This window comes from Pediococcus pentosaceus ATCC 25745 (assembly GCF_000014505.1).
GTDB lineage: Bacteria > Bacillota > Bacilli > Lactobacillales > Lactobacillaceae > Pediococcus > Pediococcus pentosaceus.
Genome location: NC_008525.1, coordinates 1013793 through 1039399, shown reverse-complemented (window position 1 = coordinate 1039399; position 25607 = coordinate 1013793). Strand labels below are relative to the sequence as shown.

The 25607-nt window shown below is 36.3% G+C and carries 35 protein-coding genes and 1 pseudogene; 27 read left to right on the top strand and 9 right to left on the bottom strand.

All coding sequences use genetic code 11. The features are described 5' to 3' along the window. Window positions 1-202 precede the first annotated feature (202 nt). Both PEPE_RS05040 and PEPE_RS05035 read right to left on the bottom strand, forming a co-directional pair. The gene (locus PEPE_RS05040; RefSeq protein ID WP_011673453.1) at window positions 203-1108 is read right to left on the bottom strand and encodes a LysR family transcriptional regulator; all 906 of its coding nucleotides are present in this window, start codon (window positions 1106-1108) and stop codon (window positions 203-205) included. A gap of 74 nt (window positions 1109-1182) precedes the next feature. Continuing rightward, on the bottom strand, window positions 1183-2943 hold the full coding sequence (locus PEPE_RS05035; RefSeq protein ID WP_011673452.1) for a CocE/NonD family hydrolase: 1761 nt from the start codon (window positions 2941-2943) through the stop codon (window positions 1183-1185). A gap of 276 nt (window positions 2944-3219) precedes the next feature. Between PEPE_RS05035 and murQ the strand changes: the two genes are divergently transcribed. From murQ to PEPE_RS05020, 3 genes are all read left to right on the top strand, one after another. Beyond that, the gene (gene murQ, locus PEPE_RS05030; RefSeq protein ID WP_011673451.1) at window positions 3220-4110 is read left to right on the top strand and encodes an N-acetylmuramic acid 6-phosphate etherase; all 891 of its coding nucleotides are present in this window, start codon (window positions 3220-3222) and stop codon (window positions 4108-4110) included. A gap of 17 nt (window positions 4111-4127) precedes the next feature. Continuing rightward, the gene (locus PEPE_RS05025) at window positions 4128-6107 is read left to right on the top strand and encodes a glucose PTS transporter subunit IIA (RefSeq protein ID WP_011673450.1); all 1980 of its coding nucleotides are present in this window, start codon (window positions 4128-4130) and stop codon (window positions 6105-6107) included. Between the two features lie 124 nt (window positions 6108-6231). Beyond that, on the top strand, window positions 6232-7074 hold the full coding sequence (locus PEPE_RS05020; protein ID WP_011673449.1) for a MurR/RpiR family transcriptional regulator: 843 nt from the start codon (window positions 6232-6234) through the stop codon (window positions 7072-7074). A 108-nt stretch (window positions 7075-7182) separates the two neighbouring features. On the opposite strand, the gene PEPE_RS05015 is transcribed toward PEPE_RS05020, so the two are convergent. After that, entirely contained in the window at window positions 7183-7545 is a 363-nt protein-coding gene (locus tag PEPE_RS05015) for a TIGR02328 family protein (RefSeq protein WP_011673448.1), read from the bottom strand. A gap of 243 nt (window positions 7546-7788) precedes the next feature. Between PEPE_RS05015 and PEPE_RS05010 the strand changes: the two are divergent. Next, window positions 7789-8322 (top strand): annotated as a pseudogene (locus tag PEPE_RS05010) (helix-turn-helix domain-containing protein); the annotation flags it as partial. 29 nt (window positions 8323-8351) lie between these two features. Here PEPE_RS05010 and PEPE_RS05005 read toward each other — a convergent pair. The 4 genes from PEPE_RS05005 to PEPE_RS04985 form a co-directional block, all read right to left on the bottom strand. After that, window positions 8352-9425 (bottom strand): tyrosine-type recombinase/integrase, encoded by a 1074-nt coding sequence (locus PEPE_RS05005; RefSeq protein WP_011673446.1) that lies wholly within the window; start codon window positions 9423-9425, stop codon window positions 8352-8354. 568 nt (window positions 9426-9993) lie between these two features. Beyond that, entirely contained in the window at window positions 9994-11121 is a 1128-nt protein-coding gene (locus PEPE_RS04995; RefSeq protein WP_011673444.1) for a hypothetical protein, read from the bottom strand. 63 nt (window positions 11122-11184) lie between these two features. After that, window positions 11185-11595, bottom strand: coding sequence for an ImmA/IrrE family metallo-endopeptidase (locus PEPE_RS04990; RefSeq protein WP_041526966.1), 411 nt, complete (start codon window positions 11593-11595; stop codon window positions 11185-11187). Between the two features lie 3 nt (window positions 11596-11598). Beyond that, window positions 11599-11946 carry a helix-turn-helix domain-containing protein gene (locus PEPE_RS04985; protein ID WP_011673442.1) on the bottom strand — a complete coding sequence of 116 codons (348 nt, stop codon included), beginning with the start codon at window positions 11944-11946 and terminating at the stop codon, window positions 11599-11601. A 265-nt stretch (window positions 11947-12211) separates the two neighbouring features. On the opposite strand from PEPE_RS04985, the gene PEPE_RS04980 reads away from it, so the two are divergent. The 3 genes from PEPE_RS04980 to PEPE_RS04970 are packed head-to-tail and all read left to right on the top strand — an operon-like array spanning window position 12212 to window position 13465. Beyond that, window positions 12212-12400, top strand: coding sequence for a hypothetical protein (locus tag PEPE_RS04980; protein ID WP_011673441.1), 189 nt, complete (start codon window positions 12212-12214; stop codon window positions 12398-12400). A 15-nt stretch (window positions 12401-12415) separates the two neighbouring features. Further along, on the top strand, window positions 12416-13219 hold the full coding sequence (locus PEPE_RS04975; protein ID WP_011673440.1) for a phage antirepressor: 804 nt from the start codon (window positions 12416-12418) through the stop codon (window positions 13217-13219). Window positions 13220-13264: 45 nt separating this feature from the next. Beyond that, window positions 13265-13465 (top strand): Thoeris anti-defense Tad2 family protein, encoded by a 201-nt coding sequence (locus PEPE_RS04970; protein ID WP_011673439.1) that lies wholly within the window; start codon window positions 13265-13267, stop codon window positions 13463-13465. A gap of 24 nt (window positions 13466-13489) precedes the next feature. Here PEPE_RS04970 and PEPE_RS04965 read toward each other — a convergent pair whose 3' ends face one another. Continuing rightward, window positions 13490-13711 (bottom strand): hypothetical protein, encoded by a 222-nt coding sequence (locus tag PEPE_RS04965; RefSeq protein WP_029258001.1) that lies wholly within the window; start codon window positions 13709-13711, stop codon window positions 13490-13492. Window positions 13712-14037: 326 nt separating this feature from the next. On the opposite strand from PEPE_RS04965, the gene PEPE_RS04960 reads away from it, so the two are divergent. After that, a complete protein-coding gene (locus tag PEPE_RS04960) occupies window positions 14038-14247 on the top strand; it encodes a hypothetical protein (RefSeq protein WP_011673436.1) in 210 nt (69 codons plus the stop codon). A gap of 97 nt (window positions 14248-14344) precedes the next feature. Then, entirely contained in the window at window positions 14345-14602 is a 258-nt protein-coding gene (locus PEPE_RS04955; protein ID WP_011673434.1) for a hypothetical protein, read from the top strand. On the opposite strand, the gene PEPE_RS04950 is transcribed toward PEPE_RS04955, so the two are convergent. Continuing rightward, window positions 14559-14825, bottom strand: coding sequence for a hypothetical protein (locus tag PEPE_RS04950; protein ID WP_011673433.1), 267 nt, complete (start codon window positions 14823-14825; stop codon window positions 14559-14561). The genes PEPE_RS04955 and PEPE_RS04950 overlap by 44 nt on opposite strands. A gap of 225 nt (window positions 14826-15050) precedes the next feature. On the opposite strand from PEPE_RS04950, the gene PEPE_RS04945 reads away from it, so the two are divergent. The 18 genes from PEPE_RS04945 to PEPE_RS04865 all read left to right on the top strand — a co-directional run bounded on the left by PEPE_RS04945 (window position 15051) and on the right by PEPE_RS04865 (window position 25605). Beyond that, entirely contained in the window at window positions 15051-15512 is a 462-nt protein-coding gene (locus PEPE_RS04945; protein WP_011673431.1) for a hypothetical protein, read from the top strand. Beyond that, window positions 15509-16165, top strand: coding sequence for an ERF family protein (locus PEPE_RS04940; RefSeq protein ID WP_011673430.1), 657 nt, complete (start codon window positions 15509-15511; stop codon window positions 16163-16165). The genes PEPE_RS04945 and PEPE_RS04940 overlap by 4 nt, the downstream gene beginning before the upstream one ends. 2 nt (window positions 16166-16167) lie before the next feature. Beyond that, the gene (locus tag PEPE_RS04935; protein WP_011673429.1) at window positions 16168-16566 is read left to right on the top strand and encodes a single-stranded DNA-binding protein; all 399 of its coding nucleotides are present in this window, start codon (window positions 16168-16170) and stop codon (window positions 16564-16566) included. Between the two features lie 10 nt (window positions 16567-16576). Next, window positions 16577-17254 carry a putative HNHc nuclease gene (locus tag PEPE_RS04930; RefSeq protein WP_011673428.1) on the top strand — a complete coding sequence of 226 codons (678 nt, stop codon included), beginning with the start codon at window positions 16577-16579 and terminating at the stop codon, window positions 17252-17254. Then, the gene (locus tag PEPE_RS04925) at window positions 17255-17998 is read left to right on the top strand and encodes a conserved phage C-terminal domain-containing protein (RefSeq protein WP_011673427.1); all 744 of its coding nucleotides are present in this window, start codon (window positions 17255-17257) and stop codon (window positions 17996-17998) included. Continuing rightward, on the top strand, window positions 17979-18797 hold the full coding sequence (locus PEPE_RS04920; RefSeq protein WP_011673426.1) for an ATP-binding protein: 819 nt from the start codon (window positions 17979-17981) through the stop codon (window positions 18795-18797). The genes PEPE_RS04925 and PEPE_RS04920 overlap by 20 nt, the downstream gene beginning before the upstream one ends. A 116-nt stretch (window positions 18798-18913) precedes the next feature. After that, window positions 18914-19324 (top strand): RusA family crossover junction endodeoxyribonuclease, encoded by a 411-nt coding sequence (locus PEPE_RS04915; RefSeq protein WP_011673424.1) that lies wholly within the window; start codon window positions 18914-18916, stop codon window positions 19322-19324. Beyond that, complete coding sequence (locus PEPE_RS04910) at window positions 19321-19539, top strand: hypothetical protein (RefSeq protein WP_011673423.1); 219 nt, start codon at window positions 19321-19323, stop codon at window positions 19537-19539. The genes PEPE_RS04915 and PEPE_RS04910 overlap by 4 nt, the downstream gene beginning before the upstream one ends. Window positions 19540-19548: 9 nt before the next feature. Continuing rightward, window positions 19549-19689, top strand: coding sequence for a hypothetical protein (locus PEPE_RS09280; protein ID WP_011673422.1), 141 nt, complete (start codon window positions 19549-19551; stop codon window positions 19687-19689). Window positions 19690-19703: 14 nt separating this feature from the next. Then, window positions 19704-20075 (top strand): hypothetical protein, encoded by a 372-nt coding sequence (locus PEPE_RS04905; protein WP_011673421.1) that lies wholly within the window; start codon window positions 19704-19706, stop codon window positions 20073-20075. Beyond that, window positions 20076-20408, top strand: coding sequence for a hypothetical protein (locus tag PEPE_RS04900; RefSeq protein ID WP_011673420.1), 333 nt, complete (start codon window positions 20076-20078; stop codon window positions 20406-20408). A 51-nt stretch (window positions 20409-20459) separates the two neighbouring features. Next, window positions 20460-20924, top strand: coding sequence for a helix-turn-helix domain-containing protein (locus tag PEPE_RS04895; RefSeq protein WP_011673418.1), 465 nt, complete (start codon window positions 20460-20462; stop codon window positions 20922-20924). 79 nt (window positions 20925-21003) lie between these two features. After that, on the top strand, window positions 21004-21396 hold the full coding sequence (locus PEPE_RS04890; protein ID WP_011673417.1) for a hypothetical protein: 393 nt from the start codon (window positions 21004-21006) through the stop codon (window positions 21394-21396). Further along, complete coding sequence (locus PEPE_RS04885; RefSeq protein ID WP_011673416.1) at window positions 21387-21818, top strand: ArpU family phage packaging/lysis transcriptional regulator; 432 nt, start codon at window positions 21387-21389, stop codon at window positions 21816-21818. The genes PEPE_RS04890 and PEPE_RS04885 overlap by 10 nt, the downstream gene beginning before the upstream one ends. 579 nt (window positions 21819-22397) lie before the next feature. Continuing rightward, window positions 22398-22865 carry an HNH endonuclease gene (locus tag PEPE_RS04880; RefSeq protein ID WP_080504382.1) on the top strand — a complete coding sequence of 156 codons (468 nt, stop codon included), beginning with the start codon at window positions 22398-22400 and terminating at the stop codon, window positions 22863-22865. Window positions 22866-23061: 196 nt separating this feature from the next. Continuing rightward, window positions 23062-23520 (top strand): phage terminase small subunit P27 family, encoded by a 459-nt coding sequence (locus PEPE_RS04875; protein WP_011673414.1) that lies wholly within the window; start codon window positions 23062-23064, stop codon window positions 23518-23520. A gap of 2 nt (window positions 23521-23522) precedes the next feature. Next, window positions 23523-25421, top strand: a complete 1899-nt coding sequence (locus tag PEPE_RS04870; protein ID WP_011673413.1) for a terminase large subunit — start codon at window positions 23523-23525, stop codon at window positions 25419-25421. Then, window positions 25411-25605: a DUF1056 family protein gene (locus PEPE_RS04865; protein ID WP_011673412.1), complete on the top strand. Its 195-nt coding sequence runs from the start codon at window positions 25411-25413 to the stop codon at window positions 25603-25605. The genes PEPE_RS04870 and PEPE_RS04865 overlap by 11 nt, the downstream gene beginning before the upstream one ends. The last annotated feature ends 2 nt before the right edge of the window (window positions 25606-25607 follow it).

Here is a 25607-nt window from a genome sequence, read left to right as displayed (position 1 = left end):
AGAGGTTTCCAATCGAAGGATGGATCATATTTTAAAAATAAAAGTACGTTATGGGAACGAGAAAATTCAGATGTTAAAGTTTTTGCCAGTCAGAAACGAATGGTTTAGGAAGTAAGAGTTTTCATAAATAACTAAACCTTTTAGAGCTAGAGCATGACTTTTTATTGTGAAAATACAAAAATAGATAAGCTAGTTAACTAGCTTATCTATTTTTTTTAGTATCGATTATTTTTTCGAAAATAGATCCAATCAATGCATTATCTACGGAACGTTTCATTGCGATCACAATATTTTGATTACCAAAATTATCGGTTAAATCTTTAATTTTTATACGGTATTGTTTTTCCAATTGGCCGTCATTCATTGCAGAATATAGGAAGGCTAATCCATTTCCCAATGCTGTCATTGAAAGTCCCTGACTTAAATTTTTAACATAATAATTTGCTTTTAAATTGTAGCCATTTTTGATTCCTTGACTTAACACATTGTCGACAATAATTGGTGATTTATCTCGATCTAATAAAATAAAAGTTTCATTTTTTAAATCGGAAAACGAAAGTTGTGGTTTCATGGCTAAAGGATGATTAATTGGTAATGCAATCTGAAGATGATTTTCTAAAAAATCCGTGCTTTTAAACAATACATTGTCAGTGGTATAGGGTCTTAAAGAGTAAATCAAGTCATATTTACCAGAAGATAAACCTTTGGATAAATTAGTTGGGGTGTCTGGAAAGAGCGAGAACTGAATATTATTCTCATGACTAATTTGGTCCAGGACTGCATACATTTTTTCTAAACGAAAATTTTCTAAATAGCCCACATTAAGGTAGTGAGTTGGATTGCTAGCTGTTTGGTGTTGATCAAAGAAATGTTTTAATGCATCTACGTCTTGGATTACTTTTGTCGTAGCTTTTAAAAAAGTAATCCCATTTTCGGTGAGTTTTAGAGAATGACTTTGACGAACAAATAGTTGAGTATTTAATTCAGCTTCCAAATTTTTCATGTGACGGCTTAAAGTAGGTTGAGAAATAAAAAGTTTATCAGCAGCCTTAGTTAGGCTTCCTTCTGTTGCTACTTGAACGAAGTATTCTAATGTTGTTAAATTCATTGTGACTCCAATCAAAAAAAGGATTTATAGTCATTAATACTACAAATCCTTTAGTTAAGCAACTAAATTCTTTTCTATTTTTTTAAGATAGGTAATTGTAAATAGGAATCATATTTGCCACCGGTATGAAGGATATGGATACCTTGATTGTCAGGGGTAGCACCAGGAGTCCCTGGCATAACAGAACCTAATTCATTCTTGGAACTGATTACAAAACGTAACGATTCGCCAGGAGCAAAAGTCATCCCCATTGGGCTTAAAACAACATCTAATTGGACAATTTCTTTTGGTGCCAACTTTTCAACGCGATCAAATGAATATGCAGGAATCTCATCCGTGCTCATCTTATCATCTAAATGACGCATTGAAGCTCGTAGACGGCCCCAGACTCCTTTATAACGTAGGGCCGAGGCACTTTCTTGAGTAAAGTCTTGGAGGGCTGCACCGTGATTAGGTACAACGAACTCACTTAACACATTACTGTATTTGTCTAATTTTTGTACCATGATAAAGATATCCATATCATCGTAACCGTCGACTTCCATGAATAGCTTTGCCTTAGGATAACCGACCATCGTGACCGGCGCATCGAAAGTAGTTAAAAATGAGACACGTCCAGGATTGTCGTTAGCTACATACTGCACTGTGGCAGCCTGTGACAAAGGCTTTTCTTGCAAAGTCCGAGTTAAGGGGTTGAGATAAAATGGTTGGTTATTCACACCAGCTGGTGGAAAGCTAGTTGCTGGAATATCTGTCTCATTTTTGCCTTGAAAACCAATGGTAGTGTAGCGAACAGGAGCTGTATTTTCCCATCCATTTTCTTTGCCAAGTAAATAGTGGTCAAAGAAACGACGAAGTTCTTCCGTATTATTTTTATCGTAGTAATAAGGCCATTCTTGACGATCATGAATTCTGAGCCATTTATCTTTAGATCCTAAGGTGCGCCAAGCTCGGAATGTTCCCATGGTATGCAATGTGTTGGAATAACTGCCAATCACAAAAGCGGGAACTTCAATTTTGCTGGTATCTGCAATTTTGTCTTGCCAAACGGGAGCCGTAACTAACGGATCAGCATCCATTTCTTTAGCTAAATCCTCACGTTTGGCATCATTTGCACTGACATGATTTACGGCTAAGCGTTCAATAAAGTTTTTGTCAGGAATTCCTCCGATAAAGGCCAAGTCACGATATGCATCTGATAAACCTTCGGTAGGATTAATTGCAGTTAAATGTGGTGGTCTTTCAGCAGCAATAAACCATTGTGACCAAGCTAAATAGGAAGTACCAGTTAGGGCCGTCTTACCGTTGGACCAATCTTGTTGGGCAATCCATTCAATTAAATCATAACCATCCTGAGCTTCTTGTGAACCAAGCATCGTTGTATTTCCTTCGCTATGAGCGATTCCACGCATATCGGGGTTAGCCACTGCATATCCATGACGAGTCCAGTAGGCTGGATCAGGTGCCTCAAATTTAGTCAATCCAGAATTCCATTGATTACCCATTCCAAGCATGTTAAAAAGATTTTTATATCTTGGTGCAGTTCCAGCGCTTTTACCATAAGGGCTCCAAGCAATTAAGGTAGGAACTTTGTCATTTGTAATTGGTAAATAAATATCGGTATAAATGGTTACTCCATCTCGTAATTTAACAGGGATATCTTTTAACATTTTAATATCAGTATCAAGTGGTTTAAATCCATCGGCGATTTTTTCGCCTTTCTTTAGGATTAATTCTTTGGTTTCAAATGGGCTAAGGACACCATGTTCTACACCATCATCAATATATGCAAAAGCATCACTAAATTGCATTTCTTTCGTAACATCAACAGTCATAACTTTACCTCCAAATATTTTTAGTAAGTTTGATTTAACAAACTAAAGTATATGAGGGGGGAGAACTTCTGTACACTATCATATTTGCAAGTTTAGAAGGGGGTAGGTTGTGATATTTAAAAAATGAATATCAAGATTAATTAATATGTTAGTACTTTTAACAGTTTTAAGAAATTAAATTTCTTAAAAATAGAATAATAAAATATTTATTTGAAATGTTATTTCTTTTATTATAAAATGTAACTGTAAATGAAAGCGCATACAAGGAGGAGCAGCATGATTGATTTAAGTGATTTAACAACGGAAACTCGTAATGAGGAAACTATGAATTTAGACGAGCTATCTACAGCAGAAATATTAAAAATAATGAATTCTGAAGATCAAAAGGTAGCTCAAAGAGTTGGTAAGGTGCTACCTGATATTACACAAGCTGTCAAACAGATTATCCTTAGTTTTAACAAAAAAGGGCGTTTATTCTACATTGGTGCTGGGACAAGTGGTCGACTAGGTGTTCTAGATGCTGCAGAGTGTGTACCAACTTTTGGAACAGACCCTAAGATGGTTCAAGGCTTGATTGCAGGTGGAATGAAAGCTATGACAATTGCTGTAGAAGGAGCTGAAGATTCGCCAGAGCTAGGTGCTAAGGATTTGCAATCTCAAAACTTAACTAATAAAGATATTGTCGTTGGAATTGCTGCAAGTGGACGAACACCATATGTCATTGGTGGATTAGACTATGCCAAAAAAGTTGGTGCAGCAACAATTAGTCTTGCTTGTAATGATCACGCTAAAATTAGTAAACATGCTGATATTAACATTGAAATATCAGTGGGCCCTGAGGTTTTAACTGGTTCAACGCGTTTAAAATCGGGGACAGCCCAAAAACTTGTGTTAAACATGCTATCTACAGCCTCAATGATCGGGATTGGAAAGGTTTATAAGAACTTAATGGTAGATGTGAAACCCACCAATGCCAAATTAGTGGAACGTTCAAAACGTATTATTATGGAAGCAACGGATGTAAGTTATACAGTAGCGAATGATATGTTTGAAAAGGCAGGTAAAGATGTGAAGTTGGCCATTGTTATGATCTTAACTGATGTCGATTTGAATGAAGCAAAAAAGAGGCTGCAGGTAGCAAAAGGTTTTGTTAGAAAGACAATATAAAGTGGGGATGAGAACTTATGTCAGAAACATCTGAAGAAAAAATTAAAAGAATTGCACGTGAAATTTACGGCGCAGTTGGTGGTATCGAAAATGTTGAAAAATTAATTCATTGTATGACTCGTGTCCGAATGACCATTAGAAATGATGACAAAGTAGATATCGAAAAACTGAAAAATATTAATGGGGTATTAGGAGTCGTTGAAGAAGACACCCTCCAAGTAATTGTCGGACCAGGAACTGTAAATAAAGTAGCTGATGAAATGGTGAAAGAAGCTGGCGTTAAATTGGGTGAACCATTTCCTAATATAGAAATAGATACAACCGGTATGACTGATAAAGAAATCGTTGAGGCTAAGGCTGCTAAAGTAAAAGCTGCACAAAAAGCTAAGCAAAAACAAACTCCAATTAAGCAAATTTTAAAATCCATTTCGAATATTTTTATACCGTTAATTCCAGCGTTTGTCGGAGCTGGATTAATTGGTGGCGTAGCTGCGGTAATGTCTAATTTAATTGTTGCTGGAGATATAAGTAAAAGCTATACTGATTTTGTCGCAATTTTGAAATTCATTCAAAATGGTGTATTTTCATATTTAGCAATTTATGTCGGAATTAACGCGGCAACTGAATTTGGTGCAACAGCTGGATTAGGCGGTGTCATAGGTGCGGTAACGTTATTACCTGGAATGGATATTAATGCACCTTTGCATAATATTTTTAATGGTCAACCAATGAGCGCTGGTCAAGGAGGAATTATCGGTGTAATATTTGCCGTTTGGTTACTTTCTTTAATTGAAAAAAAGTTACATAAATGGGTTCCGGATGCAATTGACATTATAGTAACTCCAGCACTCTCTTTACTTATAATTGGAGTATTTACAATTTTTATTATTATGCCTATAGCTGGTGTTATTTCAAGTTCGTTAGTTGGAGCTATTAATTGGATTCTAAATGTCGGCGGAGCATTTTCTGGATTCGTTTTAGGAGCACTATTCTTGCCGATGGTTATGTTTGGGCTTCATCAAATCTTAACGCCGATTCATATTGAAATGATTAATAAAACTGGTTCGACCCCATTATTACCAATTTTAGCTATGGCAGGTGCTGGACAAGTTGGAGCTGCGATTGCACTTTGGCTCAGATGTCGTAAAAATAAACAGCTTACAAATATGATTAAAGGTGCTCTTCCAGTTGGTATTTTAGGTATCGGAGAACCATTAATATATGGTGTTACTTTACCATTAGGTCGTCCGTTTATCACAGCTTGTATTGGTGGCGGAATTGGGGGAGCTGTCGTTGGTGGATTAGGCCATGTTGGTGCCATTGCCATAGGCCCATCAGGATTAGCGTTAGTTCCTTTGATTACGAATGGACATATGATGTCTTATGTGCTGGGGTTATTAGCAGGATACGTTGGTGGATTTGTAGCAACATATTTCTTTGGAATTCCAAAGGATGCAATTCTTGGAGAAGCAACAACTGTTGAGACAGATGCTTTATCCCAAAATGGAAATAAGAAGGTAATTGATCCAAATGTTGCAATGACTACGATAACGGCTCCTGTTATTGGTAAGAAAGTTGCAATCGATACAGTAAGTGATCCAATGATGGCCCAGGAAGTAATGGGAAAAACAGTAGCTATAATACCTGATATTAATTCTAAAATCTATGCCCCGGTAGATGGGAAAGTTACTATGATAGCAGACACAAAACATGCAATCGGTTTTATGGATAAAATTGGTGAAGAAGTCCTAGTTCATATGGGGGTCGATACTGTTAAGTTAAATGGCAAGTATTTTAATTTAAATATTCAAGTGGGCGATACTGTTAAACATGGAGATGTATTGGGTACAGTTGATTGGCAAAAAATTATTGACGCTGATTTTGATCCAGTTACAATGACGATTGTTACTAACACATCCGATTTTAAGATTGACGAAATTGAATCAAATATACAGACTAAAGATAATACCGTATTAATGGATAGTAGGATAAAATAACTATATTAACTAAGTATTCAAATTTAGAAGATCGGATATTTTCCGGTCTTTTTGGATATATTACTATAATTTATAATTAGGAGCTAATGTTAAATCTGACAAATATGTGGGAGTTCAAAGTTTTATGAAAAATATTTTATTTACATTGAGTAACGATTTTGAAAAATTTTCAAGATCTGAGCAGAAAGTAGCCCGATTTATGATCGATTATCCGCGAGAGGTGATTCAGATGAACGCCGAAGAAATTTCTGATCGAACTCAAGTAAGTCCGGCGACTGTAGTTAGGTTAGCAAAAAAAATTTGTAAGAGTGGTTTGCCAGGTTTAAAGATTCAAGTTGCGTCAGAAATAAAGGTAGATGATTCCTTGTATACCGAAGTTAATCCATCGGATGACTTGGATGTTATGAAACATAAGCTGGAGTTTCGAATAAGTCATGCAATCGGACAAACCAACCAAATATTACTTAAAAATGATGTAAAAAAAGCAACCGATATTGTTGAGCAAGCAGATGATATCTACGTATTTGGGATGGGCGCATCTAATTTAGTGGCAGAGGATTTTCAACAAAAATTTATTCGAATTGGAAAGTCTGTCATCCAAACGTTAGATACACATCTAATGGCGGTCGGATTAGCCAAACCTAATTCAGTATTAATTGTTGTTTCAGATTCAGGTGAGACTAAGGAAAGTTGCCACATAACCAGAGTAGCTAGTTCGCTAAACATACCAATAATCGCTATTACGCATGAACGTAACAGTACTATCGCAAAAAATAGTACTGTTACGTTAACGCACGATGACGGTGGTGAAAGTGGAGTGTTACGGACTGCTGCAACCACGTCATTGTTAGCTCAATTGTACGTGGTTGATTTACTCTATTATGCATATTTAACCCAAGATTTTAGTAATAATAAGGCCCGTTTAGTTAAGTCCAAGACGATTATTGCTGAAAATTTTGGTAAGTAAGGGATTAGAGAACGAATATGTAATTAAAAGATAATTCTTAAAAAGACCAATTCGTAAGAATTGGCCTTTTATTATAAATATATTATTAGAACCCGTCGGGTGTTTGGCTTATAATCGAACTCCTTTAGACTCTAAATTTTCCAGACATTCAATTAAATACTGTTGATCATGTTCTGGATAGATTGGGGAAGTTAGTGGGCAAGCACATAATTCTAAATAAGGCGGACAATGGAAACCACGGAAAGTTGGTTCAAACCATTTAGGGTTAGGATGATAACCTCGTGACTGCATCTCAGCTAATACTAATCGATGAAATTGATAAAGTTTGTAAGGAGAATGAGTAAAAACATAATCAACGGTTGCATGTTTTTTACCCCAACCGTTACCTCGTAAGGCTGCAATTTCTCGATGCTGTCCTAAAAGCTGGGCACGTGGTAGTTTAGAAATTAACTTTTCATGCCATAATCGCATACAGACGACCCCCCGTTTTTTAATTTAAGCATAGCGTAATTTAAAGATAATTAACACTAACTTGACTGATGAATTCTCACTAACATACCTCTGAGTTAAATATGTATTTTTTAGAACGGATATGATATAAATAGCTACAAAATAGTTTTTTTTGGAAATATTTAAAGAAATCTACTTAAAAACTTTTTAGCTGACAAAGTTTAGCTTATTTGTAGTAAATTTAAATCTTATGTGAGGTATAAAATGAAAACGTTTTTAACAGCCACATCTTTAAAAAAAGTGGTTTTATTAGATTATCTACTAGAAAGCGGGGCATGGTGTTCTACTAAAGAATTAGCAAAAGTAATCGGTGTAACGGGTAAATCAATTTTAAATTATTTGGAAGAATTTAAGCAGTTATTCAAGTCGACCGATCAGAAAATCAGATTATTCAACGACCATAATAAAAATTTTCGAATTATAAAAGAAGAAGATTTTCCTATCTATACAATTTATTTGAAATTCTATCAAGCCTCTTACAATTACAAATTAATTGATTTTATGTACCATAACCCTCACCAACGATTGGCTGACTATGCAGATAGTCAGTTTACGAGTATATCAACAGTTTTTAGATACGCTAAATTACTAAAATCGTATTTTAAACGTTATAAAATTCAATTTTTACCGTATAAGTTGGAATTAAAAGGAGATGAAATCAATATTCGTAGTTTTTATTATTACTTTTATTGGAACTCCACACGGGAAATGCGGAATAATTGGCCATTTAATACTGAAACATTCTAGCCACTATGAACGCCGTTATATCAATATTTGTTTATCGCTTTGGGGACATTTGGGGACACTGACAATATTTCTATCGTTTTATCTTGTTCACGGGTCTTCTCTTCCTTGAGCATATGAGCGTAAACTTTTTGAGTAATGCTTGTATTTGCATGACCAAGTCTAGCCGAAACGTAGTTAATTGAAACACCTTTATAAAGCAAATAAGAGGCGTGTGAGTGTCTAAGCCCATGAATAGTTATTGGTTGTAAATCTAACTTGCTTATTAGTGAATCGAGGCGATTTCTTACTGTTTGGCGTCTGCAATTAAAAATAAATTCTGTACTATTGTTTTTTTCATTGCTGATTATATTAGCTAGCTCATTAGTTATTTTTATATCACGCACAGAATTTTTATTTTTAGGCTTGCCAACGATATTCCCAGAACGTGATTTATTAACATGAATGTTGTTAAAGGGAATAGAGACGTCCTTGTACTGCAAGGCTAGCACTTCTCCAATTCGCATTCCTGTTTCTAATGCTACAAGGATCGCAAGGCTAGCTTTATCTAATTTAGAGTGATATAAATAATCCTGTAATTTTTCAAATTCTGTAACTGATAAAGCGTTAGTTTTTTTGCTACGTTCTATACCATGTGGTTTAAGCCGTGTGAAGATATCATCTAAAATATATTTGTCGTAAAGAGCATCTTTTAGGCAAGCTTTAATTCTAGACACAATCAAAGTCATAGTGCCTTTAGAAAGTGTTTTACCGATGGTATCAAGTCTAGATTGTAGAAGGGAATACGTTAAGTTTTCAAGGGTAATCCCATCAAACGATTCTTTTATGTGTCTTAATGTTGAAATATAAGTATTATAAGTTGACGGTCTTATATCGTTTTTCTTGTAAGTCTCCATCCACATTTTGAAGTAATCGGCAAATGTCATACTAGAAGCTATTATGCTTCTGTTTTGAAGCTTATCAGCTTCCATCATAATTGCCCAATCCTTAGCTTTTTTCTTTGTATCAAATGTTTTAGATACCTTACGTCGTACGCCACTCTGCATGACGGATACGACAACTCTAGTTCTTTTACCTCTTTTTTCAAATGATGCCATAATGGCGAACCTCCGTTCTCTTTTCGGAAGTAGCCCTCAATGCTAAAATAGACAATATAAAAGAGGACTACTTAATGTAGTTTTTTAGGGTTAGGTCACATCCCAAACTTTGGTCGGTGGGGGATGTGGCTTTTTTATTTTGTGGTTATTACATATATTGTAGTAACCACTATTCCCACATACAGAGTCGGACTGTATCTAGTCACCGGAGTGGAAAGGAGATATCATCTAAGCTGAGGGCTATCAAGTATGATTAAAAATAAGCCAATGCAGATAAAGATAATCCCCCAAAACATCTGTGTAAACATACTACGATCACCAAAAAAGAAACGTAAGACATTTAAAGTTCGACCAAGAGGTATTATTAATGCTCCAATAAAAAATATAATTATTCCAATGATAGTCATAATACTCGTTTCCATAAACTATTCGCTCCTTTGTAAATAAAGTATTAATGTAACGCGGTATAGAATGTAAAAAATCCTAAGAAAATACCAGGGATGTTAGCTGCAATGATCGGCCAATCACGTTCTAACATCTTACTTGGCGGTTAGGGGATGTGGCTTTTTTATTTGGTGTTAGCAGCATCTTCGGAACGTTGCCAGTCTCCTTCGGTAACGTTGTCTGGAGCACCGTACATCATGCCACCTTTAGCATGAGCTGCCTTATTCTCATCACTATTTGGATCGTCCATTGCCGATTGAGTAGGGCTGTCTGTTCCGTTATCTTGATCTTGTCCTTTTACCCAGTCGTCTTCATTTCCATATACATTACTGCCTGGTGCATGGTCTTGACCAGGCATTACTTTATTACCCTTAGGGTCGTAACCCTGTTCTCTGTTTTTTTCTCCTTGAGTTTTTTGTTGTGTTGCACCCATATTTTTATTTTTATTACTAACTTTTTCATTAGTGCTACCCTGAGACTGTGAATTAGAATCACTTGAATTTTCATCTTTTTGAGACAACTGATCACTAGTTTCATTTGCATAAGCCTTTTTTAATTCTTCAACTAAATCATTAGTAAAATGTTTTGAACTAAGTTCATTGTACTTGATAATGAAGTTGTCTTTACTCATATCTACATCGGTATCAGCTTCATCATGATTACCAATTTGAACTTTAACATCTTCTTTTGATACAGGGACTATTAATTCTCCACCCAGTAAATTAATAGATTTTCCAGGTTCTATCTTGTCTTCGCTGGATCTATCAGATTCAGTGCCCCAAGCATTGTAATTAGCTATCGCTTGGTTATAAGCATCATCGTCGTCATCATCAACTGAATTGTAATTGGCTTGGTCTGCACTTAGAATATAAACGTCTTCACTTGATATAGACTGCTCACTGTTTCCGTTCTTTTGGAAGTATGTATGAGTAGCTTCATCAATAGCATCTGCAGTCAGTTGTTTTTTAGAGGTATTAGTGAATTTCCATTCTACGGCAAATGCCGGTTTACCTTTATAAGAAAGTTGTTTAAATCCTAAAATTTCCATAGTTCCTTTATCAGGATTGACAATCTTATTTTTTTTAGCATAAACTTGCTGATCGTCATTACTTGTATTATCGTCACCAGAATCAATCTTTTTTGATATGCTTTCAACTGATGAAGAGTCTTTATCTGCTTTGTTATTATTTCCACAAGCCACAAGCGCTAATGAAGAAATGGCGATAACACCAAGTGTTAACACTTTTTTCATTCTGATTACCTCCAAAAATATGTACAGCTTTTAACGTCAATCAGTATTTGGACGTAAGACTAATTAAATACCTATTTTTTCCTCAAATACATTATCTATCACATATCCTGCTTTGGATGGAATTCCAAAAGCGTCCATAAATTCAGTTGAATTATAAAAAGTTAGACCATTTAAATCACAATATTCTAAAAGTATTTTTGTTGCACGTTTGTTAGCTTTATATTCCTCTTTGCTATATACAGAATTGGCAGAAAAATTGTTAGAGCCTTTATCTCCATTCAAGGCATGGCTTATTTCATGTGCAAACTGAAAGGGAACTTCTTCTTCATTTATGTAATTTGTGTTGATGTATACAGTATTATTTAACTCCATGTAAAAAGATACTTCATCTGGTTTGTATGAAGTTCTGTCTAATTGATAACCAATGCCATGGTCATAAGCATAATTGCAAAGATAAGTCATCAAGTTATTCATACGCTATTCATTTTTATCTTGAGCATCTAGATAAGCTCTGATAATTCCTTTCATTGTTTCTCTTTGTGCATCACTAATTGGTTTCCCTTGATACATACGTACTGAATTAAGTGCTTCTTCAACTTCCATGTCACGAGTATCATTCACAGGTTCTTCTTTTTCAGTTTTACCTAATAAATAGTCTACAGAAACATCTAAGACATCAGCGACAGCCTGTAAAGAGGCTGTACTAGGTGTTTTTGTATTCCACCTATAAATACTATTAATTCCAATTCCAGCCTTTTCAGCCACTTTTTGAAGTGACCATCCACGCTCTTTTGAAATTTTTTTAATGCGTTCTATCGTTGTCATATCGGTAATCGCTCCCTAATATGACGAATTTATTATCACAAATGATAGAAAATGTGTTGACTTTTTATCACTTATGGTTGATAATAAATTCATCAAGTAATTAAGCAACAAAAAACAGACCTATCAAAACAATAACTTTGGCGAGGAATTGTAGTAGTAGTAGGTTTTTGATTGCTTATTTAATATGGATTAATTTTATCACGAATGATTGAATTGTCAATAACTACTTGATAAATCACTTGAAAAAATAAGGGGGGCGTTTTTATTGATAGGAACAGAGCCAGGTCGTGAAGCTGTCAAAAAATATATGAAAGAAAACCACATTACTTATCGCATGGCGGGAGTACTATTCGGTTCGACCGCATCGTGGATTCAACAAGTACTTAGTGGCAAAGCTAAAGGACCAGAAGCAACAAAATTAATTATTAGCATGATTAATGAATTTGGAATTTAAAAGGAGTGAACATATATGAATGAATTACAAAACTTCAACTTTGAAGGAAACGAAGTACGAACTGTACTAATTAATGACGAACCATATTTTGTTGGCAAAGATGTAGCGACTGCTATTGGTTATCAAAATACGAGAAAAGCAATTAAAGATCATGTTAAGACGAAGTATATGAGGGAGGAACGAATCGTTACCCCCTCTGGGACTCAAACTATGACAGTGATTAGTGAACCAGGAATTTATCAATTGGCGGGTCAAAGTAAACTTCCCACAGCAGAGCCATTTCAAGATTGGATTTATGAAGAAGTTCTGCCATCAATCCGAAAGCATGGTGCTTATATGACAGATGAAAAGATTGAAGAGGCTTTGCTGAATCCTGACACGATTATTAGTCTGGCAACTCAACTAAAGAACGAACGTGAAAAAGTAGAAGTTGAACGTAACGGTAGATTAATTGCTGAACAACGAGTTGAAGAGCTTCAGCCTAAAGCAGATTACTACGATCAAATATTATCGAATAAGGGAGTGGTAACGGTAACCTCGATTGCTAAAAATTATGGTATGACAGCTCCAGAATTAAATAAGTTATTGAATCGGTTAGGTGTTCAGTACAGCCAGTCTGGAAGCTGGTACCTGTATAAGAAATATCAAAAAAACGGTTATACGCATACTATCCCAGTTCCTTATTCACACAGAGACGGAAGACCAGATATTAAACCTCAAACTAAATGGACACAAAAGGGCCACATATTTATTTATCAACTATTAAAGGAACATGGAATACTACCAATGATTGAAATGAAAGATGAGTCAGCGGTGTAGTTAAGTCGATAATTTGATGAATAAATAACAGAAAAGGAGAACTAAATGAATATTCAAGAAGCAGTAAAGCAATCGCTTAAAACGGGCAAGCAGTTTTACCGTAAGAGTGAAGGGGATCAACTAACATTTGAAGTTTCTAAATCAAATCGATGCATAGATATATATAGAAATGGAGAAAAAATTTATAGTTGGTGGAATCCAAGAGATAACGATTTGATGGCAAATGATTGGAAAATAAAAGAGTAGTTCCTAATGGAACCGCCCTTGATATTACTTAGTAGGAACTTTTGTTGAGATTAAAATATCAGTCAACAAATCACTACCAAATTGTAGTTCGATAAATCCTGAACCTTCAAGCGAAAGTAGAGATTGTGCAAAATCCATATCGCTTAGAGTAGAAGCTTTGCGAACTTTTGAAGGGTCTATATTGGTCGGACGACTATCGTCAGCAAGTTCAATTATCGTATTTAACAATTTTTCATTTGAATTCACTTGTATCACCACCCTTTAACTAAATTATATGCATGAAAGAAGAGAACAAAAGTGAAAATACAAAGTTGGTTAGAAGACCATGAACGTGGATTAATAGCACTTAGTGGATTTTTATTAGGTGCACTAGGTGGAATATGTGGAGCAATTCTCGTTATCTGGTTACTTAATTAGTAAATCATTAATTAACCACCTTTTATTGAGCTAACTAAATTATACACAAGAAATAGGGAAAATAATATGAACAAATTAGTAATTATGAAAGACCAACAAGCAGTAACGACTAGCTTACAAGTAGCAGACGGACAAACAACGTTAGGAGCGTAGATATGGCAGTAAACGAAAACAGATTATCTGATGACAAGTATCCAATGCTAATGGACAAAAAAACAGTAGCAGAATATTTAGGAGTTTCTAAAAGTTCAGTTGATGTTTTTCTTTTAAACGACAACTTGAGTGCAGCAGCTTTTGAACCTAGCAAGCTTAAGCGAAACTTTTTTATCAAAACGAAAGTTAATAAATGGCTGGAGGAATTGTAATGGTTGTATCAGTAAGTTTAGGGCAATTAGCGTTTTATCTAATCTCAGTAGTAGTGGCTGGATTAATTGGTCACTCAATTAAAAGAGGTGAGAAGTAATGAAGCTGGTAAAGATTACAGAAGATTTGTATTTGAAATCATATTTTATTGAATCCGTTGAAGCTGATGGTGAAGAATCAACACTCATAACAATGGTAAGTGGAGAAGTATTTAGTCCAAACATTCCTATTAAAAAAGTACTCGACGCTATTTGTGGTAGCGAGGAGCACTTAGTAAATGATGCTAGTATGAATATTCTTAAAGCAGAGAGTATTAATTCTGGTCATTTGAATCAACAAAAATACCCATCTCGGTAAATACATTAAAAAGGGTGATTAATGTTTGCTTCGTAGTGATCTTGTTAATGTATTGAAGAGAATTAGCAAGGGCATTGATCTGTTCTTGGTTCAATTGGGTATCAGATGAATTTTGGATATTGGAAGCAACATATTTCATTTCTGCTTTAATAGATTCTTCAGTCCAAACAGCATCCATATGTTTATCAATTAGTTTCATTATCTGTTCATTGGAAAGTTGCATAATAATTTCACCTCCTTTCATATCGATTATACAAGAAAGAAGGTGTTCAGAATTAAGAATTTAAAATAAAAAGCCCGCTACGGCAATAGCGGACTTCGAAAACAAATAACATCAAAGGAAGTATAACACAAATGAATCAACAACAGTTCGAACAATATGAACGTGAATACGAACAAGAACGAGAACGCAAGGAAATTGAAGCCTTATTTGGAAAGGAGAACGCAAGTGAATAATATTGATGAATTTGAAGTGGAACGCACTAAGTTAGATCGGAAGTTACGTGGACTTAAGAATAAGAAAGCAGAAATCATTTTATCCATTGAAGAAGTTCAAGACGAGATTAATAAAATTAGTCAGAAAGAACTTCAAATGTTCGATGGGAGAGAGTTCCAAACAGAATCATTCAAGTATGTACGAACAGCTAGTAATCCTAGCAAGCCTAGTTGGTGGCAAGTAGTTAAGACTGACAATGCTAAGCCAAAAGAAGTAGTTCAAGTATTAGCTGATATCGATGTGAACTTGATTAAGCGTGAACCAGATGTTTCGGCGATTAAGCGTTACGTTGCAGAAGGTCGTTTCATTGTTCGTGAAGGTGGTCAGTTAATCGACACTGAAACAGGAATGGTACTACCTTATAGAGCTAAACGTAAGGCAGACAAGTTAACAGTTAAGGCGGTGGAAGCATGAGTGAAAAAACGTTGTATCAAAAGCTTCAAAATATCCACAAAAAAGTACCATACATTCAAAAATCCCAACAAGCTTCACAGTATTCGTACGCTGGGTCGTCAGATGTCTTAGGTACAATTCATGGTTTGATGGATGAAGAAAAGTTAATTTTAATACCGCAAATTACTAATAAAAACACCGAAACAAGCCAGAATCGAAAAGGATCTACCGTAATATTTACCGAATTAATGATGACTATGACGTGGGTTAATTCAGATAATCCAGATGAAAAATTAGAGTGTCAGTGGTACGCACAAGGAATTGATACAGCTGGAGAAAAAGGTGTTGGGAAAGCACTCACTTATGGTGAGAAATATTTTTTATTAAAATTCTTCAATGTAGCCACAGACGATTTAGATCCAGACGCATTTCAAGAAAATGTTAAAGCTCAAAAGGCACCCGAATTGATAAATGATGAACAAAAAAAGACTTTAAAAGAATTATTTAACAGTATGGCAAGTGTTACCAAAACACCGATTGAAAAAGTTTCTAAGGCTTATCTTAAAAAAGTTAATTCAGATTCCATTGAAAAATTACAGGAAGATACTGCAATCGGATTAATCGAATTGGTAACTAACCAACTTAATAAACAGACAGAGAAAGCGGGTAAGTAATTATGCGACAGATAACTATATCTGGAAATATTGGCAATGATGTACAAGTTAACTCAACTCAAAGTGGAAACAAAGTGGCTAACTTTAATGTGGCTGTACGACAGAATCGACCTGATAATAACGGAGAATATGGTACTGACTGGTTTAGATGCTCAGTATGGGGAACGAGAGCTATTACAGTAGAAAAATTCTACAAAAAGGGTAGCCATGTAGTAGTAACTGGAAGTTTGTCAATTAATGAATATAACGGTAAAACACAGCTTCAAATTGACGTATCAGACTTCGACTTACCAGATAACCGCAATACAAATAATGCTAATTCAACAAAGAGGAATAGCAATAATTCATTTAACAATGGTGGACAATCAATCGATATTTCAGATGATCAGCTCCCCTTCTAAGGTGATGTAAATGCAGAGAGCAAGAGCGGAACAACGAGGCAGAGATTTGGTGATTCATCTCGATAGACCACTGAATCAAGATCACTTGGAAACTGTTAGCGGTGGGCAAGGCGAGTTCTACGTTGATTTTGAAGTGGCAGATCCAAGAAAAGCAAGTGTACAGCAACGAAGATTATTCTTTGCATTGCTCCATGACATTGAAACTTACTTCGTAGTGCCGAGTGAATTTTTAAAATCAATGTTCTATACCCAGTACGAGTTTTATACCGCAGGTAAGTCTATCAGCTTATCAGACGCCACAGAATCGTCTGTTAGCGATGCTAACACGTTACTAGACCTAGTTATCGATTTTATGTTCGAATGGCGTGTGCCGTTTAAAAAAGGCTATGAGTTGTTACCGAAAGAAGAGCAGTACTTTATCTACCAATGTTGTAGACATCGTGTCTGTATCGTTTGTGGGGAACACGCTGACATTCATCACGTCGACGTGGTTGGACGGACAAATCGGAACAAGATTGACCACTCACAACGGCATGTAATGGCACTGTGTAGAGCACATCACAGTGAGATTGAGAGCATTGGATCAGCTAAGTTTGCCGCTAAGTATCACGTACCAGTTACTGGTATTAAGTTAAAAATTGAAGATTTACAAAAGTTAGGAATAAGAGGGAACTATGGAGGTGATTAATTGGCACAAAGAAGAATGTTCAGTAAGAAAATAACAGATACGGATATATTTTTGGATATGCCACTATCATCGCAAGCGCTGTACTTCCATTTAAATATGCACGCTGATGACGATGGCTTTGTATCGAATGCCAAAACAGTTAAGAGAATGATTGGGTCTAGTGATGACGATTTAAAACTACTTTTAACTAAGAATTTTATATTTGCCTTTGAATCTGGTGTGGTGGTAATTAAGGATTGGAAAATTCACAATTATATCCGCAAAGATACCTACAATACAACAATTTACGGCGATGAAAAAGAGCAATTATCTCAAGATGAAAATGGTTCGTATACGCTAAGTCCACGTGCCGTCGACGAACCGTCACCACAGGTTAGGTTAGGTAAGGTTAGGTTAGGTAAGGATAATAATATATATAGTTCATCTAACGATGAACCGCATATCGACTTGAAAACATTTAAAGAGATTATTAGCTACCTGAACGAAAAAGCAGGAACTAAGTACCGAGCTAGTGGATCTAAAACACAACGATTAATTAAAGCAAGATTTAATGATGGCTTTAATGATGAAGATTTCAAGAAAGTAATCAATATTAAAGTAGCTGAATGGAGTGGTACAGATATGGCTAAATATTTGAGACCAGAAACTCTGTTTGGTACTAAATTTGAAAGCTACTTAAACCAAGAAGTTAAGAAAAGCAAAACAAATAAAGGCGGTGATTCATATGGAGGACTTGAGTTTTAATCTTTTAAATCAAGCTAATTTAACTGATGAATATTGTAAAATCCACCCTGATCAGAAACTAGTAAGAGTAGGTAATGAACACAATTCCTTTTGTACATTATGTGTTAAAGAACAACGGGAAAAGCATTTAAACGACTTAGTACTCAAGGGGGTACTTAGCAACTACCATCGGGGATTTAGGGACGTTTTGAGAAAAGATTCAATCATAGACGATGAAGACCTATGGGAAGCAAGTTTTGGTAACTACGAGGTCAATAGCGGTACAGAAGCAGAAACTAATCTAAAAAAAGCACGACAGATTGCAGGCAAATACCTTAACCGTGATTATCAAGCTAATACCATTATTACTGGTAACCCTGGAGTTGGTAAGTCGCACTTAGCAATTTCGATGTTAAAAGGCGTTAATGAAAATATTAAACCTAACGCTTCATGCTTGTTTATTTCAGTCAATGAACTGTTGCGATTGATTAAAGATTCATTTAATCATCCTGATAGCTATTACACTGAATCCCGGATGGTGGACTTATTAGGTAAGGTTAGCTTGCTTGTGTTGGACGATTTGGGCAGTGAGGCCTCGTTTAAGCGTGATAACAGAGAAGCAAGTGAATATGTACAGCAAGTATTGTTTGGCGTCTTAAACAAACGCAATCGGACGATTATTACTACTAATCTCAATAGTGACGAATTATCTAAGATATATAATCCAAAATTGTTAAGCAGAATGTATAAGGGCGTTATGAAAAACGATGGAATTATTAAATTTAAAGAAACTCAAGATAAAAGGATGGCGATATTTTAATGTGTGAAATATGTGAAGGAACTGGAAGGGTTTATGTTGAAAGCCCAATTGGAGTGCAAGTTAATCCGTGCCCTAAATGTAATAAGGCTTACCGCAAGAGAAAAGGATACGAGTAATTGATTAAATTAACAATTCCAAGCGAACCAATAGCGCAAGGGCGTCCAAGGTTTGTTAGTCGAGGTAAGTTTGTAAGCACGTATGATCCACCTAAATCAAAAGCGTACAAGGAACTAGTAGCGCAATACGCTAGAGAACAGTACCACGGTAAGCTTTTAGAGGGTCAGTTGTATGTTGTGTTAAATGTATTTAGATCAGTGCAAAAGAGTATATCAAAAGCAGAACGTGCTAGGAGGCTATCAGGAGTTCATAGACCGACTGTAAAACCAGATATAGATAATTACTTTAAAGCAGTGACAGATGCTTGCACGGGGATTATATGGAGAGATGACGCCTTAATAACAGACGTTAAGATGGGAAAATTCTATTCAGAAGAACCACGAGTAGAAATTTATGTGGAGGAGCTATGAATTTTAAAAATTTAACTAGTGAAGAACTTATTGTAGCTAATTTTATTAACGAAACTTTTGAAGAGCACAATCAAAACATGATAAGTACTATTGTTTGGATCAATAACCACACTAACTACTTAGTCAACCAGCGTCCAGACGTACACAGAGCGATGAACAATTTAACAAACAAGCAGTTTAACCGTGTGATTGCAGAAATACTATTACCATTTTAGGAGGAATTTATGAAAAGACTTACAGAAATGACAACAGAGGATATTATCCGTGAATTGTACGGCAATGATTATACTTTGCAAGAATTAGATCGGATTAAAGAAGCACTTGAAGAACAGTATCAAGAATGGCGTAAACGCAATTTTAACTAGGGGGAACGAAAACAATGTACGTAATCAAAAACACAGCTAATGGAAGATATTACCGAAAGTTAGGAGTAGAAACACACCAATATGTGGGTATCGAAAACGCTACTCCTTTTAGCAAGTGGAAAAAGGCAAAACAAAAAGCAGATATTTTACACGCTGCGATTAGTCCAATTGGTGAACAAATTAATTTTGAGGTCAAACAACACAAGTTCTACGTACTGAAAAACAAACATGATAAAGGCTACATGAATCAAGTGTCATGGGATGCACCGAAAAAGGAAGCCAAAATATTTGCTACTGAAGAAGACGCTAAGCGTGAAGCAATTGATCTAGCTACCGTTATGGTAAGAGTTGGTGTTGAACTTAGTTTTAAAGTGGAGGAACTCTAAATGAATAATCAAGTAACCATTCTATCACCAGAACAAATGTCATTGAAAATTGAAAAGTACATGAAAGAGAATGCTGGTGAAATCAATGTGATGATTGATAAAAAAATCAAAGCATCCATCAACCGAGCTATCAAGGATGCATTCCAAACTACAGACAGATACGGTCGTCAAAATGGTATAGCAGAGGAATCGATTAAAAAAATTATTACCGCAGAAATTGAAAAGGCAACAAGTGCAATTGTGATTGATCAAGACGAACTGGTCGAACAGATTAACCGTAAGCTCCAGAAAAAACTTAGTAATGTTTCGGTAAAGGTGAATGTTTCACTGTAGGAGGAACTCTAATGCAGCGTCAATATATAATACAGAAAGCAGGTATAAACGATGTTTAGATTAATTGGCAATGTATCTAAGAAAGTATATTACGAAGCGAAAAATGCTTCTGATTTGAATAAGTGGCGATTAGATAACTTTACCAGAGGTTCTCAAGCAGATGGACATATGGTAAGCCAATATGATGCTCCAGAAGCCATGGTAATTGTGAAAGTGAAGACTATCAAGTCCAAAAAAGAATACTTGAATGATTTATTGGATGAAGGAAATTATGAAGAATATAGAAGAATAACTATGGAAAATTCTAGCTGTGATATTGAAGTGTATGGAAGTGGTAAAGATATACCAGAAATTATTAATCGTCGCAAAAAGATTGAGAAGCTATTCAGGCAGGGAGTCACAAATACCGCTGAGATTGCAGGTGAAGTGCGAGTTGCAAGAAGTACGGTGACCCATGACCTTAGGGAATTACGTAAAACTTATCCCGAACTAAGACAAAAAAGAGCTAGATCGTAAGATTACGTGTAATCAAGGAAAAATTAATGATTAGGTAGTGAAGCTTATAAAATTAATCTAGTGAGGTGGAATAAACGCTATGTCAAAAGTTAAGAAGAGAATTAGACCAACAAAAGAACAAGCCCAAGAACTTAATCGTCGGCTAGATGCCGTTGTGAAGGCAGGACATATTAGCAACTTGTACTGTGATTGTGAAGTTTGCCAAGCATTAGCAGAACAAGCGGAGTTGATGGGATATAGGACGAACTCAACTATCAAGCAGCCTGATGCGGTGTGGGATAAACGCAGGCGAGAGTATGAGAGACGGCATCAAATTGATGCAATCAAGGTGGCTAGCCTAGCAGGCCGAGGGTTAACAACTGCTGAGATATGTAAGAAAATGAATCATTGCAAAGCTTATATTACTAAGCTGGCTAAAGAGTTTAATATTAAAACACATGCAAAAAAGAGAGGTAGAAAATCGTGCCATTAATACCAGAACTGGACGAGAAAAAGACTATCAAGAATGTTAAATACTTTTTTGAAGTAGAGTTCCCAGCAATCCAGAATATGGCACATGTAGCTTATGTTGATATAAAATCGCCAGTAATTAGTGGTATGCCTTCAGTACATGGAGTAGACAATAGCAATGAAGAGAAGCTCACAGCACATGCTCAAGCTAAGGACTTACTAGCTAAGGTATTACAGTCATGCTCAGGACTAGATAGAGAACATCGACACGTGTTGGAACTACGCTACTTCAAAAAGCTAAGCTGGACAGCGATTGAAGATTTAACTGGTTACAATAACACGCATAATTGGGAACGATGCAATGAAGCTTTATTACAATTTTCGTGGGCATTTGCGGACGTTGAAGATTTAAGAGTATTCAAAGATAGCCAAAAAAACGAATAAAATCGGAATGAAATGCTAATAAGGTTCGCTTTATATTAGTATTATCGAAAGAATTGATAAATAGCCACAACATATAAAACTAATAAACGAAACTAATATCAGTCATTTCTTTCGGTTGGGTGAAATTTGGGTAGTTTCAAAAGAGACTAACGGTTTTAAGCTAACGATTCTTTTCGATAAAAAATAATAGGAAATCTTTGTGCTTAGTAAGGTTCGACTCCTTACAGTCTTATAACTGGTGTGTTTGACGTAGTTGGTAGCTGCGGAAAGGCAAACACAAAAGAAGTCTGGTGGAGATACATGAAAGGCCAGCATAAGTCCTACTCGGAAACCATCGGGGACAACTACCAGGTGAGATGTGGCGGAATAGGTAAAGCCACAGTGAGATTGATAATCTCTGCGGGGACCAACCTCACTGAGTTAGCAAAAATACCCAGTGGCTAGTTGTAGGGTGCAAATCCTTACCATCTCGTAGTTATAACATTAAAGTCACATAACTTAATTGTTGTGTGGCTTTTTATTTTGGAGGTGTAGACAATGCCGAGAGTTAGAAGATGTAGACAACTAGGATGCCATGCGATGGTCACTTTCCCTGACCACTATTGTCAGCAGCACTATGAGCATGAAGCTGAGTATTTGGCCAGTCGGCAACGTTGGGCACGCAGCAATGACAAACAATACACACACAAGTACAACACTGTTATACGTTATCGTAATGAGGACAAGCGTCAGCAATACAACTTCTATCGGACAAGGCAATGGTCACATCTAAGGCAACGAGTCTTGGAGCGTGACCATTACTTATGTGCTTACTGTAAAGTGCAAGGCACTATCATGCCTGCTAAGACAGTGGATCATATTGTGCCAATTGAGTTTGATGAAACATTGAAAGCTAGCGTTGATAACTTAGCTGTAATCTGTGGGAGTTGCCATCGTGCTAAGACGGACTGGGAACAATCATACTATGGCACAGGCCAAGGCAATGAGCTGCAAAGCGTAACACCAATCAATGATGTATCGTCAATCGTTGTGCTAATGAACAATTGATTTAAAGACGCCTGTCGTTCGATTTAAGCGACTTTAAATTTTTAAGTATAATTGGTCACAACGATAATTAAAACAAACCCCGCCCCCTTATACGACCAAGGAAGAGCACACACATAGCAGTTTTCTTGTGATAGAAACAATTTTTGAAAATTTTTAGGTAGGGGGGGTCACCAAATAATGAAAGGAGGCATATAAAATGAAAAAAGTGGATAAAGACGTTAACGGCGGGCAATTATCACGTACACCACCGGCTTACTTAGGCCGGCAGGCTAAGGTCGTTTGGCGTCGATTAGTTCCCTTTTTAGAAGACAATACCCCGGTTAAGCGCATTGATAGCGGGCTTGTAGAGCAATATGCTTCCCAATACGAGATTTATCGCAATGCGTATAAACATATTCAGGAAAACGGTGAAGTCCAAGAAATCTATAAAACGTTACAAGATCAGACCGGCAAAATAATTGGTCGAGACTTCGTGGGCTACAAACGTAATCCTATGACTCAAATTTACGACTCAGCGGTTAAAAATCTGACTAAACTAGGCGCTGAACTGGGATTGTCGCCAAAATCTCGTAGTGATTTAATCAAGTTAAACTTAGATGACCACAAAGACGAGCGAAGCGTCGCTGATCGTATGAAAGAATTTTTAGGAGGATAATAATGAAGGTTGATTTAACACAAACACATGATGTTATTGGAGCTTATCAAGCATTGGACTGCTCAGCGATTCGCCAACAATATACAGACGCAGGAACTCAGTACGCTTTAGATGTTTTAGATCAGAAGATAACTACTGGTTATTTGATCAAGTTAGCGGCTTTCCGCCATATTAGAGACTTGCAACGACAAGGTAGCGTTGAATTCCCATTTGCTTATTCGGTAAAGCGAGTGGATCAAGTGCTTAAATTTGCTTCCATTTGTCCGAACGTTGATACAGGCGAACCAACTAAACTAATGCCGTGGCAAAAGTTCATTATGGCGATGTTAATTGGCTGGCGTAATGATGACGGTGGTAAGCGTTTCTCACGGGCTATTGTTTCCGTTTCACGTGGCCAAGGTAAAACTTACCTTATGGCGATTATCACTGCATATAGTTTCCTAATTGAATCACTAGGACTATCTAACCAAGACTATTTAGTTTCATCCATTAATTACAAACAAACTAGCAAGATTCTGGGCTACATTAAATCAATGTTAGCCAAGATTGCAACAATTGAACCATTTAAAACACTAATGCAAGATAGTGGATTAGATACACGGACATTGTCATCTCAATCTGACCAAGTTGTGATGAGCAGTAACAACAACAAGCTGCGAGCAATCAGTCATGAAGCCGGTCAGTACGACTCGTTTCATTTTACAACGGCTATTTTTGATGAAATTGGTGAAATTAAGACACGGCAGAAGATTTCTAAAATTGTGTCAGGCCAAGTTAAGGTGCGCAATAAGCAATTTATTCAAATTTCAACGGCTTATCCCGATCCAACCGTACCATTCCATGATGATGAGCGTATGATTCAGCAAGCCATGGAACAGGATTATTTGCGTGATGCTGATACATATTTGGGACTTATTTGGTCGCAGGATGATTTGAATGAAACTTACAAGCCCGATACGTGGGTTAAAAGTAATCCCTTACTAGATTTACCAAGTCAACGAGAAGTTTTGCTAAACGGCTTGACGGATAAGCGTGATTCTGACGCTTTGTCTGGCACACTCAACGACTTTCAAAACAAAAACCTTAACTTGTGGCTAGAACAATCAACTGACAGCTTCTTGAAACTGCCTGACGTTGAAAAAGCCATTGTGCAATCGTTTAGTTTTGATGATCGGCAAGTCTATATTGGCTTTGACTACTCGATGTTTAGTGATAACACGGCGTTAGCGTTTGTATTCCCTTATCGTGATAATAATGGTAAACCACGATGGTTTATTTATCAGCATAGTTTTATCCCATGGCAGAAAGCCGGTTCGATTGAAGCTAAAGAAAAGCAAGACGGTATTAATTATCGGGACTTAGCTAAAAAAGGATTTTGCACAATTAGTAGCCACCCACAAGGACTAATCAATGATGAGCAGGTTTATCAGTGGTTGCTTAAATTTGTTGAGCAACATCGACTGGAAGTTGTTTTCTTTGGTTATGACGCTTGGGGACTAACGCCTACAATTAAACAATTAGATTTAAATTCAGGATGGCCGTTGCAAGCCATTCGGCAGCGAACTAGTGAATTGAAAGATCCAACTAAGTTTTTGCAGACAATGTTTGTTGAAGGCTCAGTCGACCGCTTGGATGATCGAATTATGGAAAAGGCGTTACTAAATGCTGAAATTTATGAAGATAAAATTGGTATTCAAGTCGATAAAGCTAAGGCCACATTGAAGATTGATGTAGTTGATGCGTTAATTGACGCCTTATTCCAAGCCATGTATCACTTTGAAGACTTTGCAGATGTGAACAATCCTGATAAACAGGTCGAACGTATGAACGAAAAACAAGTTCTTGAATGGTTTAATAACCCGGAATCGGGATTGCTAGGAGATGATATGAATGATTTTTAAACAATTTTTTGCAACTATCTGGCGTTACTTTGATGTGTTGTGCTTTATTCTAGGTATGATTGCTGGAGTATATGCAGCCTTTTTATTTGGTCAAGCACAAGGTGTTCTAGCAATTGCTGTAGCTTTGTTTTTAGTTGGTTGGCTTTCAGAAGTCGTAACCGCTGGCCAAAAAGGAGGTGATTAATA